Origin of the sequence: Klebsiella sp. MISC125, assembly GCF_051131775.1 — a bacterium.
Classification (GTDB): Bacteria; Pseudomonadota; Gammaproteobacteria; order Enterobacterales; family Enterobacteriaceae; genus Klebsiella.
The window spans coordinates 3,207,929-3,220,912 of record NZ_CP180448.1; the positions used below are offsets into that span (position 1 = coordinate 3,207,929).

The following is a 12,984-nucleotide window of genomic DNA, read 5'->3' on the forward strand; positions in this document are numbered from 1 at the left end:
CTTATTCCCAGTCGGTATTGACTTTGACGTCATTGGCGCCCGGTAAGGCGTACACATCTTCGGCGTACCACTTACGTGAAAGCTCGGCGAGCGTGCCGTCCTTTTTCAGGGCCGCCAGTTGGCTATCAATCTCTTTGATCAACTGTGGATCGGTATTCTTTTTATATAAATAGACGTTAGGGAATAAGCCGACAGAATCCGAAGCTTTAAGGTTAAGATTTAGCGCCTTATTTAACGCCAGCAGCGCGCCAATAGGATAAATTGCCGCATCGTATTCACCTGAAGCCACCGCTTTAAAAATATCAGCGGCAGACTGCTCACCATTCGGTTGCAGATTAATTTGCTGCGTCGGGTGCTTTTTATTGTAGTTTTCAATCACCGTATAGCGCGCATCGGTGGTATGAATCGGCACCAGCTTTTTCTTACCGCTGGCAAGATCGCCAAGATTATGAATATCGTTCTCGTTATTACGCACGATCAGGCGTAAATCGCTGATCCCGGTCGGTTCACCGGAGTGTTCGTATTTTTCTGCCCGCTCTTTAGTGAGATAAAAGTGATCCGCCGCGAGGGTATAGGCCCCGGTAGATAAGCCGACTATCATCGCATCGCGCGAGACAGCATTAAAATGAAATTTATAATTGGCCAGCCGCTGATCCAGCACCTTTAACAGATCGCCATCATAGCCGGTAATAGTATTGTTATCGTCAACAAAACTAAAAGGAAAACCGTTGGCATTCACCACCACTTCTACCGTTTTCGCCGTCGGGCTTTTTTCAGCAGCCTGCGCAGCGCTAATTCCCATTGTCAGGAACAAAGAACTCACCAGTAACGTTTTATTTTTCAAAATACTTTCCCCAAAATGATGAAGTTGCCACTCTTTTTTGTGCATCTCCTCGCCAGCGTGCGCTCAGAGATATTTCTACGCTGCGCAATGCCCGGGCGATCGCCAGACACAACACGATGTAAATCACCAGCACCACGCAATATGCTTCGACAAAGTGGAAGCCGCGTGCGGCGGCGATGTTGGCTTTCGCCATAAGGTCAATAACGGTGATGGTATAAACCAGCGAGGTATCCTTAATCAGATCGATCAGCACGCTGGTGAAGTTAGGCAACGCGGATACCGCTGCCTGCGGAAAGATAATCCGCCGAAACTGGGTAAACCCGCTGACGCCAATCGACCAGGCGGCCTCCCGCTGCCCTTTATCAACCGCGTTCCATCCGGCGCGAAAGGTCTCGGCAAAATAAGCACTGAAGATCAGCGACAGCGCGGTTACCGCCGCCACTAGCGGTGAGAGCTTATAGCTGAACATATTCTCCTGCGGGCCGCCAAACAGTCCGGCGGCAATCCACGGCCAGACATAAAAAAAGAAATAGAGCATCACCAGTACCGGTACCGAACGGCCAAAGGAGATGAATATCTTCGCCACATATTTAACGCCGGGTGTCTGGCGAATAATGACATATGCCAGCACTGCCCCCAGCAGGGTAGAAAAAAGTAGTGATAAGAGCGTTATCGCCAGAGTCACCGGTAGTGCGCTCAAAATAAAGGTAAAATTATCCCGAATGAATGCAAAGCTAAACATGTTAATCTGTCACTCCAGCAGGAACTGATATTTCTTTTCAATACGGGTGGTAAAATAGAGAATAATACTATTCAGCAACCAGTAGACGATTATCACACTAATAAAGGCCGCAACCTGTTTAGCACCATAGCTATTTTGTGAGATCTTCTGTGCCCGACCAAAAATATCGACAATACCAATAATATTCACCAGAGAGGTCATCTTCACCAGATTGATTAAAAGATTACCAAAGTTGGGAATAGCAATAATTAATCCCTGGGGGAAAATAATTCGCCGAATGCCAATGTGCCAGGGAATATTCAGGCTTCGAATCGCCTCCTTTTGGCCAATATCTATTGCATTCCATGCCGAGCGGATCATTTCGGCGAAATAAGGACTGATGCTGACCGAGATAGATAAAATGGCAAAGGTGGTATCGCCAACCAACAGCGGTGGAAGCGCCAGCGCCGTCAGAATCAGTTTGCCACCGAAGAAAAACAGCAGGATCAGCAGCGCCAGCGGTGCCCCGCGCAGAATATCGGTATACCCTTTTGCAACAATCCTGAGCGGCGTAAATCGACTAAATTGTAGCACCACAATAATCAGCGCCAGCATCAGCCCCAACAGCAATGATGCGAAGGTCATCCCGAGGGTGATCGGTAAATTCTCCAGCAGTTTGGGGATTATCTGGATGATATCCTGCCAGCTAAACAACGCGTTATTGTCCATCTTTAGCCTCAGCCGTGGTAGTGCAAACGAGCCAGAAACGCCCGGGTTCGCCCCTGCTGCGCGGCACCAAATATCTGCTCCGCGGGCCCCTGTTCAACAATCTCGCCGTTTTCCATAAACACCACCCGAGAAGCCACCTGGCGGGCAAACTCCATTTCGTGAGTGACGATAATCATCGTCTGCCCCTCGGCGGCAATCGTCTGTATCAGTTCCAGCACTTCGCCGACTTTCTCCGGATCCAGCGCCGAAGTCGGCTCATCCAGCAGAAGCACAGCGGGGTTGATTGCCAGCGCGCGGGCAATACCGATGCGCTGCTTTTGTCCACCGGAAAGGCTATGAGGATAGTGATCTTTCTTATGCAGTAGCCCTACCTGTTTTAATAACCGTTCGGCAATGTTTTCAGCCTCCTGGCGCGAGCGTTTTTTGGCATAAATCAAGCCTTCGGTGATATTTTGCAGTGCGGTAAGATTATGAAAAAGATTCCACGATTGAAAAACCATTGCGGTTTTGGCGCGTAGCTTTTCAATTTCCTTTTTACCCGCATCTGCACAGTCCAGCGCCACATCATCTATTTTAATTTGTCCGCTATCAGCGGGTTCTAAAAAATTAAGCGTCCGCAACAGCGTTGTTTTTCCTGAGCCGCTAGGGCCAATAATGCAAATAATTTCGCCGGGATTTACGCTCAGTGAAACATCTTTGAGTACCCGCTCACCGGAAAAATTTTTACTGATTTTATCGAGAGTTATCATAATGAGATATTCGTGAATATATTTTCCAATCCGCCGCTTATCGACGTTTGTTGCTGTGTAAAAACTATATTGCTGCGGTTCAGGGGATAGCAAACAAGAAAAAAACATATCTAAAGTCGAAAAATAACTTTTTATATATTTGTTATGGTATTAAGTCCGGATTGTAACCAATGCATCACCATTCAGTGGGGTTAACACTGAAACGCCAAAATCATTCAATTTTTCTGAAAAAGATGCGCAAATTGTTTCGATTTTAATCACCGCATGCTCGGTCTATTATTTATCACATCGGGGCAACAACGCTCCAACACTGACAAAAAACATAAGGAATACGACCATGAAATCCATCAAAACTTTCGTTGCAGTTGCTGCTCTCTCTATGATCTCTTTCGGTTCTTTTGCACAAAGCGTTAGCGCCAGTGCCTCAACTCTGGACCGCGCAGAAGCCAAAATCGCCGCTCAGGCAGCAGAACAAGGCGCGTCATACAAAATTACCAGCGCTCAGTTTAATAACCGCGTGCATATGACTGCTGAACTGACTAAATAAGATCGACAACATTGCCGGGCCGCCAAAAGAACAGGCGACAGCGACAACACGATGAAATAAGGAATTAAATATGAAAAAAATCAGCGTGGTCACCGCACTGCTTTTGGCCGCTACACTGTCATCTACCGTGATGGCCGCAGAGAATAGCTTTGCGCGACCAGAAGCAGGTTCAAATATAGATACCTCGGTGCATCAGAACCATATTGATGTCAGCCATGCTTTCGATAAAGAGAGCCTGACGGCGGGTAATCTTCAGTAAGTAAGACATAACAAAAGGAGCGCGCGGAAATATCCGCTGCGCTCCTTACTTTTTCTGCCAGTTCGCCCACGGACTCTCTGTCGGGGCATCCGCAACGTCTGACGCCACATCCGTCAGCGAGTCGATATACAGCTCCTCCACCTCTTTGCGCGCCCACGGCGTGCGGCGTAAAAACTTCAGGCTCGACTTAATACTCGGATCGCTTTTAAAGCAATTAATATTGATGCGCTTCGCCAGTTCAGCCCAACCGTATTTAGCGACCAGCGCGTTGAGCAGGGCTTCCAGCGTGATACCGTGCAGAGGATCTTTTGCGTGCTGCATGACCGTGTTTTTACCTGAATAGAAAAATTTCGCCCACCATACTGGCTCACGACGCCGTGCGCAACCCGACTCACCCTCCTCTTAGCCAAAATTCGCAAAAGCACAGAACCCTGCGCAGACATAAATTAGAAAAGAACGTTATTGGTTGATTATTTTCGCTTAAGGCAAGCTGGCTTCAACCACCCGACTGAGGAATCGATCATGCGCTGTTGTTGTCCCCGAACCCTGAATCTGACTAAACGAAAATGCCTGAAAACCGCCTTCGGAGAACACAATGAACGCGACAACCCTACCGATACTGGATCTTGCCCGCTACGCGAACCCCGCTGAGAAAACGGCGTTCCTCGCCGACCTGCGCCACGCAGCGCGCGATATTGGCTTCTTTTATCTGATTAACCACGGCGTTGATGCCTCGCTGCAACAGGCCGTCCAGCAGCAGTCCCGCGATTTCTTTGCCCTTGCTGATGAGCAAAAGCAGCAGGTGGCGATGATCCACTCCCCACACTTTCGTGGTTACAACCGCGCCGCATCGGAATTAACCCGTGGTCAGCCAGACTGGCGCGAGCAGTTCGATATCGGTGCCGAGCGCCCGGCGCTCACGCTCAACGAACGCGCCCCGCGCTGGCAGCGCCTGCAGGGGCCAAATTTATGGCCCGAAGCCTTGCCCTCACTCAAACCGACATTGCTAACCTGGCAGCAGGAGATGACCCAGGTTGGGATCACGCTGCTGCGCGCGTTTGCCGAAGCACTGCACCTGCCGCAGGATGCCTTTGATGGCCTGTATGGCGATAAACCCAACGAGCATATCAAGCTGATCCGCTACCCGGGCCAACAGGAAACGCAAAGTGCCCAGGGCGTCGGCGCGCACAAGGATTCCGGTTTTCTTAGCTTTCTGTTGCAGGATGAGCAAAAAGGATTGCAGGTCGAAGTTTCACCCGACCACTGGATTGACGCTACGCCGCTGGCGGGAAGCTTTGTCGTGAATATTGGCGAGCTGCTGGAACTGGCAACCAACGGCTATCTGCGCGCGACGGTGCACCGGGTGGTCTCTCCGCCCGCCACACGGCAGCGTTTGTCGATTGCTTTCTTCCTCGGCGCGCAACTGGATGCCGTGGTCCCCGTTTATACGCTTCCTCCCGAACTGGCCCGTGAAGCCCTCGGACCGGATAGTGACCCGCAAAACCCGCTGCTGCGTGAAGTGGGCTGGAATTATTTGAAAGGACGTCTGCGCTCGCATCCTGATGTCGCTGAACGTTACTACCAGGATGTCTTTCGCGAACGCGCCGAGCAATTGATCGTTTAAACATAACAACAAGCAAAAGGAATAAGATAATGAAATATGCCGCATTTAAACTGGCAGGGGTCGCACTGTCTCTCTCTCTGGCGTGGACTTCCGCCCAGGCCGCCGCGCTGCGCGTTGCCGCTGACCCGGTGCCGCACGCTGAAATCCTGAACTACATTAAAAAAATCGATCCCAGCCTCGATTTGAAAATTGTCGAATTAACCAGCGGCGTGAATGCCAACGAACTGCTGGCCAACGGCGACGTCGATGCCAACTATTTCCAGCACGTGCCCTATCTGAAAGATCAGGAAAAGGCGCTTGGCAAAACGTTTGCCGTTGCGGCGACCGTGCATATTGAGCCGCTGGGCATTTATTCGCGCAAACATAAAGATTTTAAATCGTTGCCTGAGAATGCCACCGTGGCAGTGCCAAACAACACCACTAACCTGAGCCGCGCGCTGTTTCTACTGCAAAGCCAGGGGCTGATTAAGCTGGCGGCAAAATTCACCGACCCGGCGACCACGCTGGCGACACCGAAAGATATCGTCGAAAACCCGAAGCATCTGAAGATTCTTGAAATTGAATCGCCACAAATTCCTCGGTCGTTGGACGACGTCGACCTGGCGGTGATCAACGGTAACTATGCGTTGGAAGCCGGACTGGTTCCGGCAAAAGACGCGCTGGGTCTGGAAAGCGCCACCAATAACCCTTATGCCAATATCCTGGTGACCACGCCGGAGCTGGCTAACGATCCGCGCATCAAGGCGCTGGCAAAAGACCTCACTTCACCGCAGGTTGCTGAATTTATCCGTAAAAAATATAACGGATCGGTGATCCCGGTAGCCCCTCAGTCATGATTGAGGTTGTCGGGCTGAGTAAAACCTATGCCGGAACAGGCCGACCGGCGTTAAACGATGTCTCTCTGCAAGTACCAAAAGGTGCCGTTTACGGCATCCTCGGGCGCAGCGGTGCAGGCAAAAGTACGCTGATACGCTGCCTGAATTTGCTGGAGCGGCCCACTTCGGGCCGCATAATTGTGAACGGGAATGATATTACCAGGATGGATGAAACCGCGCTGCGCGAGTATCGGCTGCGCACCGGGATGATCTTCCAGCACTTTAATTTACTGCACGCCCGCAGCGTGGCCGACAATATCGCGGTACCGCTGGAGATCGCGAGGGTGCCGAAAACCGCCCGCCGGGCGCGCGTCGCGGAGCTGCTTGAGCTGGTGGGGCTGGCGGACAAAGCCGCCGCCTTCCCGTCTCAGCTTTCCGGTGGGCAAAAGCAGCGCGTCGGTATCGCCCGCGCGCTGGCGGCAAGGCCGGATGTTCTGCTGTGCGATGAGGCCACCAGCGCCCTCGACCCCGAGACCACCGCCTCGGTGCTTAGCCTGCTGGCAGATATTAATCAACAACTGAACCTGACTATCGTGCTAATCACCCACGAGCTGGAGGTGGTAAAAACCCTCTGCGATCACGCGGCACTGCTGGAGCACGGGGAGATTATTGAAAGCGGGAGAATTGCCGATCTGCTGGTGGCCCCGTGGTCACGGCTGCGACAATCGCTACTGCACGACCCTCAGGCGGAACGGGATTTTCTCGCCCGCCACGGATTTCACGGGAGGCCATTATGCGGGGTAGCATGAGTTGGCAAGATCTCTGGCCGCTGTTGCTTCAGGGCACGGTAGATACCATTTATATGGTCGGTCTGGCGGCACTGTTTACGGTGCTGATCGGGCTACCTACCGGCGTGCTACTGTTTGTCTCACGTCGCAATGGTCTGTCGCCGATGCCAAAGCTAAACACAATACTGGGAGCAATTATCAACTTTGGGCGTTCGCTGCCGTTTATCGTCCTGCTGATTGCGTTGATCCCTTTCACCCGACTGATTATCGGCACCACCCTGGGTAGTACTGCCGCAGTGGTTCCGATCACGATTGGCGCTTTTCCGTTCTTCGCTCGGCTCACTGAGAATGCGCTGGATGAGGTGGATTACGGGCGTATCGAGGCGATTTTGTCGATGGGCGGCAATATCTGGCACGTCATCTTTAAATCGCTGTTGCCGGAAGCGCTGCCGACGCTGCTGGCGGGCATCACGCTAACCATCGTGATGCTGATCGGTTTTTCCTCGATGGCGGGCGTGATTGGCGGCGGCGGGCTGGGCGACCTGGCGATTCGTTACGGCTATCAGCGTTTTAATAATGAGGTGATGGTCGGGACGGTACTGATTCTGGTCGCGCTTGTGCAGGGCGTACAGATGGTCGGCGACCGTCTGGTGCGCGGTTTAGCGCACCGACGTTAGCGGGACATGCGGTTTTCGCTATTGAAAACCGCTTTCGCTAATCAGGGTTTGAATCAGTTCAGCCGCCGAAAGCTCACGAATAAGATTAACGCCCTGTCCCGCCCAGTGCGCGCCGTACTGATGATCGCCCTGGGCCTTTGCCGCAGTCGCCAGCGCTTTCCCGACATCGTAAGCCACGGGATACGCCGGTACCGCGTGCAATTCTTTCATCTCACGCCAGCCATTCGCAATACATCTTGCCGGACGCCCGGAAATCGCCGAGGTTAAAAAAGTCTGCCCATCGGAACGGTCTTTAATAGCCTGCCGATAACCAGCATCGGCGGCGGATTCCGGGCACAGCAAGAAGGCCGTGCCAAGCTGTACGCCCTCAGCGCCAAGGTTCATCACGCTGTTAATTCCCGCGCCGTCCATAATCCCGCCTGCAGCAATGATCGGTAATTCCATCTGCTGTTTCAGCGCCTGAACCAGGGTAAAGGTGCTCATCTGCCCGTCGGGCGCGAGCGGGTCAAACATCCCACGATGACCACCGGCTTCGTAGCCCTGCGCAACAACCATATCGATCCCGTGCGCTGCGATCCATAGCGCTTCCTTAACGCAGGTGGCGCTCGCCAGGGTGACGATACCTTTTTCGCGCATCCGGCGGATAACCTCCCGATCCGGGATGCCAAAATGAAAGCTGATCACCGCCGGAGCGAGGTCGAGCAGCAGCTCTGCCATCTGTGGATTCTGTTGAAAACTGAGATAAATTTCCGCCAGCGTTTCGGGGGGATGACGATTAAAACGGGAAAACTCGGGGCGCAATTGCTCAATCCACTGCGCCTCACGCTGCGGGTCGCGGATCGCAGGGTCGTGGCAAAACAGATTGACGTTAAACGGTCGCGTCGTTAACTGCCGGGTCCGGTTAATTAACGCTTCAGCCTGAGCCACCGTAGACGATCCCAGCCCCAGCGAGCCAAGCGCCCCGGCATGGCTCACCGCCGCCGCCAGTTCCGGCGTCGAGACCCCCGCCATCGGTGCCTGAATAATGGGATAATCGATATCAAGCTGCTGCGTAAGCCGGTTGCTCATGGGCTGTCCTGTTAAAATTTGCGCGATTGGCTGATTAAAATCTCTTTTAGAGATGCTAATATCAATATTATTTTCAAATTAAGAATAAAAATATGAACCACACCACATTACAGATTTTCAAAACGGTGGCGCAGGAGCAGAGCGTCACCCGTGCGGCAAAGCTTCTCGGGCGGGCGCAATCCAATATCACCACCCGCATTCATCAACTGGAAGAAGAGCTGGAAGTTGAACTTTTTGCCCGCGGCAATAAGAAGATGCTGCTGTCGCCCGCCGGGGAGAACTTTTTGGGCTATGCCGTGAAGATCCTCAGCCTCGCCGAAGAGGCCAAACAGGCGCTGCATCCAGCCATGCCGGGGGGGAATTTACGCATGGGGGCGATGGATGCCACCGCCGCCAGCCGTCTGCCGCAGCTTCTCCCTCTCTTCCACACCCAATGCCCGGAGGTGACGCTGACGCTAAAAACGCAGCCGACCCGCCCGCTTATTCAGCAGGTGCTTGACGCTTCTCTCGATTGCGCACTGGTCTGCCTGCCGCAGGGCGCAGCCGCACCTGCCGACATTGAATCCGTGCCGATATTTAATGAACAACTGGTACTGGTCATCCCGGTTAATCAGCAAAATTTTCGCTTTGCCGCCTTCCCGGAAGGCTGTTCCTATCGGGCACAGGGCGAAATTTTCCTGGCTCAGTGGGTAGACACGCAGGTCGACATTCAGGACGTCAGCTCATACCACGCGATGATCGCCTGTGTGGCCTCCGGCGGCTACGCCTGCCTGTTGCCACAAAGCGTGCTTGATACCCTGGCGTTGCCCTTGGGGTGCCAGGTGCGGCCGGTCGGACAAGCGAACACGCAACTTATCTGGCGCAAAGGCTATACCTCACCGGCCCTTGAACATATGCGCCAGCTCCTTGAATCAGCGTCCGACATTTGACTGCCGCCGGACTCCCATCGCGACCAGCGCAGCGGCGACCAGAAGCGCAAATGCCGCCGCGCTTAGCGAAGGATTGAACGATCCGCTGCGGTTATACAGCGCCTCGGCGACCAGCGGGCCGATAATTTGCCCTACGCCATAGGTCGCGGTCATCGCCGCAACCATATTGAATGACACCAGATGGTTCAGCCGCCTTCCCTGCGATAGCGCGATGGTCACCGTCCCCAAAAAGGTGAAACCAACCAGCAGCGCGCTCAGTATGCAAAAGGGTAACGAATGGCTCCACGCTGGAAGGATCACGCCGAACGCCTGAATCAGCAGATTTGCAGTAAACGTGCGGCGATAGCCAAACTTAATCACCAGCCGATGCCAGACAAAACATGACGGAACCGCCGCAAGTCCGAAGATAGCCCAGATTTGCACCGGATCGATGGCGTTCAGCGAACCGCTGAGAAACAGCGGCAGATAGGTGGCGGTAATAATGTAGCCGAAACCGGCCAGGCCATAGATCAGCAGCAGCTTCCACGCCTCGCGCGCCCCACCCTCTGCCTGCTCATGCTGTGCGGTATCGGCAGGTTTGTAAGCGATAAGATAATCGGCCGGACTCAGCAATAAGCGCAGAGCCAACACAAACAGGACGCCAGCGCTTATTGCACATATCAACCAGATTTGCTGGCTGGAGAGCGCCAGCGACTTGCCCAGGTAGATAACTTCCGCCGACAGAAATATTCCCATCCCGACGCCGGAATAGAGCACCGGCGCGCCGTTATGATGCTTCATATGCTGTAGCAGCCACAGCGAAGCGGCAATCAACGTGACCGCGCTCAACAATCCAGCAATACCGCGTACCACGATAATCGCCAGTGGCGAAACTAAAAATGCCAGTACAGCCATGCACAGCAACGTTAGCAGCGCGGAAAGTAGACTTAACAATCTGGCGTCCGCAGGCCTGGTTTTCGCCAGCAGCAATGCACCCGCCAGATAACCGGCGTAGTTTGCCGAGGCGGCAAGATTGCCTTCGCGCAGCGAGAGCACCTGCTCGTTCAGCATCAGCGGCAGGATGCCGGTATAGGCAAAACGCCCGTAGCCCATACCAATGATCAGTACGACTGAACCGGACAGCGCCAGTAGAAAAGCCTTTAACTCAGGTCTGATTTCGCCAACGTTCACCTGTTACCCCTTTAATTTAATCTCAAAAAGAGAATTATTGTTAATAATTATTCTCTTTTCATTATGATATCGGTTAACCCGACGCGCAAGTGACTCCATGCAGAGGCTTGTCGCCCTGCATGGTGAGAGACTTTACGTAAAAGGTATGGAGATGCTTCGTCGGGGGGCGAAATATGGCGTAAACGGGTGTGAGCCCCGAACATCCGTGTCCGGGATCATTTAGCGATGGCTTAGCGCCAGTTTGGCGGCAAACAGCATAAAAACGCCGCCGGTAACGCGATCCATCCACTGAATAAACAGCGGCGTTTTCAACAGATTAGCGGCAAAACGGCTGGCTATTATGAGAGTTAGCGACCACAGTGTACCGATCAGGACATGAATGGCGACCAGCAGAAAAGTCCAGCCCACCGGGGAGTGGCCAGCGGGAATAAACTGCGGCAGGAAAGACACATAAAATATGCCCATCTTGGGATTAAGCACATTGCCCAGCATCCCTTTTAAAAACCAGTTGCTGGCGGGAGTCTTCGCCATTTCCTGGCAATTAAAATAACGGCGCGGTCGGAGAATTAACTGAACGCCCAACCAACACAAATAAACGGCACCACACCACTTTAGCAGGTCATACGCCAGCGCCGATGCCGCCAGTAACGCCCCAAGACCAAAAGCGACCACCGCGCCCCAGATAAAACATCCCACATCAATACCTAACGCTGCCTGGAAGGCTTTTTTACCGCCTTCAACGGTGGACGTTCGTAAGATCAGGGCCGTATCGAGGCCTGGGGTAAGAGTCAGCAGGAGTGCTGCAAAAGAGTAAGCAAGAAGGGAATCTGCGACGGACATTTTGTCTCTCCGAAAGCGAGGATTTTAGGCAAACGCCCCTACTGAAGCAATCAAATAAATTTCATATTATCGCAATCGAGTGCTGACAACTTGCACGGTACAAAAGCTCTTCGCGACAAATGCCGGACGCAAAAGCAGGTACAGTCATTCGACCAAACGCTCATCAAGACAGGTACTTATGACACTTATTCAAATGCGTATCGCCAGGCCAGTCACCAATCTTGCCACCAGTAGCAAAATGTACTGCGAAGGGCTGGGGCTGGAGAAAATCGGTGAGTTCAACGCTCATGATGGTTTTAGTGGGATTATGGTCGGACGTCGGGATCTCGGCTGGCACCTTGAATTCACTCTCTGCCACCACCATCCGGTAACGCCCTCACCCAGCGAGGAAGATTTGCAGGTGCTGTATTATCCGCAAATTGCACAGTGGCATGCGCAATGCGAGAAAATGCTGGCCGCCGGTTTTGTGCAGGCCAGCGCGTTTAATCCGTACTGGAATGTAAACGGCAAAACCTTTGTCGACCACGACGGCTATCGGGTCGTGCTGCAAAACAGAAGCTGGCCGTAATGACTTCTCCTTCCCCCGAAGATCTGAGAAGCGGTTCCTTCTCCCCTTCGGTTAGAGATTAGAGTGAGGAGGATATTCGCACAGATGCCCTCACCCCGGCCCTCTCCCACAGGGAGAGGGAGAAAACCATCCCGACATTTTATCTGGAGATGTCCTCGCGCAGCCACGGGGTGACGGTAACCCCGGCCAGCAGTCCTTCCGGGCTAAGCAGTCGCGTCACGGTCTGGCCCCAGGGTTCCATGCGGTTATCGACCAGCAGACGATAGCCTCTGGCTTTCAACACGTCGGTCGCGGAGTCAATATCGCGCACTTCAAACTCGATCCACGCCTGGGGAATGGGGAGATCGTCAGGCCAACAGTCGGCGCCAAAACAGGAGCGAGCGGCCTGTGCCAGCGGCCAAAGGGCAAAATGTTTTACCCCACCCAACGCGTCATGATCGGTGAGCACGTAATCTTCATTATTGGGCATCGGTTTTAACGGCAGGCCCAGCGCATCGGTATAAAATGCGCTACTGTCTGAGGTTGATTGCGTTATCGGCCCAAAGCCCGCAACAAACAACACATCCATACCCGCTAAATCGTCTTCCATACTCTTTCTCCTGGTCATTGTCCGTGATGATTTAACAAATTTTATACTCTGTTGCGTGCCGCTTGCC

The 12,984-nt window shown here is 53.2% G+C and carries 17 protein-coding genes; 8 read left to right on the forward strand and 9 right to left on the reverse strand.

The window, feature by feature from the left end; all coding sequences use genetic code 11:
• Position 1: 1 nt before the first annotated feature.
• From ACMYSL_RS15235 to ACMYSL_RS15250, 4 genes are read right to left on the reverse strand one after another with little or no spacing between them, the layout of a single operon-like run.
• Positions 2-844, reverse strand: coding sequence for a transporter substrate-binding domain-containing protein (locus ACMYSL_RS15235; protein WP_434658955.1), 843 nt, complete (start codon positions 842-844; stop codon positions 2-4).
• The gene (locus ACMYSL_RS15240; protein WP_434658956.1) at positions 834-1,586 is read right to left on the reverse strand and encodes an amino acid ABC transporter permease; all 753 of its coding nucleotides are present in this window, start codon (positions 1,584-1,586) and stop codon (positions 834-836) included. The genes ACMYSL_RS15235 and ACMYSL_RS15240 overlap by 11 nt, the downstream gene beginning before the upstream one ends.
• Positions 1,587-1,595: 9 nt before the next feature.
• The gene (locus ACMYSL_RS15245) at positions 1,596-2,294 is read right to left on the reverse strand and encodes an ABC transporter permease subunit (protein WP_142513704.1); all 699 of its coding nucleotides are present in this window, start codon (positions 2,292-2,294) and stop codon (positions 1,596-1,598) included.
• Between the two features lie 8 nt (positions 2,295-2,302).
• Positions 2,303-3,043, reverse strand: a complete 741-nt coding sequence (locus ACMYSL_RS15250; protein ID WP_434658957.1) for an amino acid ABC transporter ATP-binding protein — start codon at positions 3,041-3,043, stop codon at positions 2,303-2,305.
• Between the two features lie 337 nt (positions 3,044-3,380).
• Here ACMYSL_RS15250 and ACMYSL_RS15255 point away from each other — a divergent pair, with 337 nt between their 5' ends.
• Positions 3,381-3,590, forward strand: coding sequence for a YdgH/BhsA/McbA-like domain containing protein (locus ACMYSL_RS15255; RefSeq protein WP_110274717.1), 210 nt, complete (start codon positions 3,381-3,383; stop codon positions 3,588-3,590).
• Positions 3,591-3,660: 70 nt separating this feature from the next.
• Positions 3,661-3,849 (forward strand): hypothetical protein, encoded by a 189-nt coding sequence (locus ACMYSL_RS15260; RefSeq protein ID WP_110274718.1) that lies wholly within the window; start codon positions 3,661-3,663, stop codon positions 3,847-3,849.
• A 45-nt stretch (positions 3,850-3,894) separates the two neighbouring features.
• Here the strand turns inward: ACMYSL_RS15260 and ACMYSL_RS15265 are convergent, their stop codons facing one another.
• Positions 3,895-4,170 (reverse strand): VF530 family DNA-binding protein, encoded by a 276-nt coding sequence (locus ACMYSL_RS15265; RefSeq protein WP_142462423.1) that lies wholly within the window; start codon positions 4,168-4,170, stop codon positions 3,895-3,897.
• Between the two features lie 274 nt (positions 4,171-4,444).
• On the opposite strand from ACMYSL_RS15265, the gene ACMYSL_RS15270 reads away from it, so the two are divergent.
• The 4 genes from ACMYSL_RS15270 to ACMYSL_RS15285 are packed head-to-tail and all read left to right on the forward strand — an operon-like array spanning position 4,445 to position 7,753.
• The gene (locus ACMYSL_RS15270) at positions 4,445-5,473 is read left to right on the forward strand and encodes an isopenicillin N synthase family dioxygenase (RefSeq protein ID WP_434658958.1); all 1,029 of its coding nucleotides are present in this window, start codon (positions 4,445-4,447) and stop codon (positions 5,471-5,473) included.
• Between the two features lie 29 nt (positions 5,474-5,502).
• Positions 5,503-6,309, forward strand: coding sequence for a MetQ/NlpA family ABC transporter substrate-binding protein (locus tag ACMYSL_RS15275; RefSeq protein ID WP_434658959.1), 807 nt, complete (start codon positions 5,503-5,505; stop codon positions 6,307-6,309).
• The gene (locus tag ACMYSL_RS15280; protein WP_434658960.1) at positions 6,306-7,097 is read left to right on the forward strand and encodes a methionine ABC transporter ATP-binding protein; all 792 of its coding nucleotides are present in this window, start codon (positions 6,306-6,308) and stop codon (positions 7,095-7,097) included. The genes ACMYSL_RS15275 and ACMYSL_RS15280 overlap by 4 nt, the downstream gene beginning before the upstream one ends.
• Complete coding sequence (locus tag ACMYSL_RS15285; RefSeq protein WP_304258917.1) at positions 7,094-7,753, forward strand: methionine ABC transporter permease; 660 nt, start codon at positions 7,094-7,096, stop codon at positions 7,751-7,753. Before ACMYSL_RS15280 ends, ACMYSL_RS15285 begins: the two co-directional genes overlap by 4 nt.
• A gap of 18 nt (positions 7,754-7,771) precedes the next feature.
• Here the strand turns inward: ACMYSL_RS15285 and ACMYSL_RS15290 are convergent, their stop codons facing one another.
• Positions 7,772-8,821, reverse strand: coding sequence for an NAD(P)H-dependent flavin oxidoreductase (locus ACMYSL_RS15290; protein ID WP_434658961.1), 1,050 nt, complete (start codon positions 8,819-8,821; stop codon positions 7,772-7,774).
• A 92-nt stretch (positions 8,822-8,913) separates the two neighbouring features.
• Here ACMYSL_RS15290 and ACMYSL_RS15295 point away from each other — a divergent pair, with 92 nt between their 5' ends.
• A complete protein-coding gene (locus tag ACMYSL_RS15295; RefSeq protein ID WP_434658962.1) occupies positions 8,914-9,750 on the forward strand; it encodes a LysR substrate-binding domain-containing protein in 837 nt (278 codons plus the stop codon).
• Here ACMYSL_RS15295 and ACMYSL_RS15300 read toward each other — a convergent pair.
• Both ACMYSL_RS15300 and ACMYSL_RS15305 read right to left on the reverse strand, forming a co-directional pair.
• A complete protein-coding gene (locus ACMYSL_RS15300; RefSeq protein WP_434658963.1) occupies positions 9,733-10,920 on the reverse strand; it encodes a YbfB/YjiJ family MFS transporter in 1,188 nt (395 codons plus the stop codon). The two genes, ACMYSL_RS15295 and ACMYSL_RS15300, sit on opposite strands and share 18 nt — an antisense overlap.
• A 219-nt stretch (positions 10,921-11,139) precedes the next feature.
• Positions 11,140-11,760, reverse strand: a complete 621-nt coding sequence (locus ACMYSL_RS15305) for a LysE family translocator (protein ID WP_434658964.1) — start codon at positions 11,758-11,760, stop codon at positions 11,140-11,142.
• A gap of 178 nt (positions 11,761-11,938) precedes the next feature.
• Between ACMYSL_RS15305 and ACMYSL_RS15310 the strand changes: the two genes are divergently transcribed.
• Positions 11,939-12,328, forward strand: coding sequence for a VOC family protein (locus tag ACMYSL_RS15310; protein ID WP_434658965.1), 390 nt, complete (start codon positions 11,939-11,941; stop codon positions 12,326-12,328).
• A gap of 139 nt (positions 12,329-12,467) precedes the next feature.
• On the opposite strand, the gene ACMYSL_RS15315 is transcribed toward ACMYSL_RS15310, so the two are convergent.
• Entirely contained in the window at positions 12,468-12,917 is a 450-nt protein-coding gene (locus ACMYSL_RS15315) for a VOC family protein (protein ID WP_434658966.1), read from the reverse strand.
• Between the last annotated feature and the right edge of the window lie 67 nt (positions 12,918-12,984).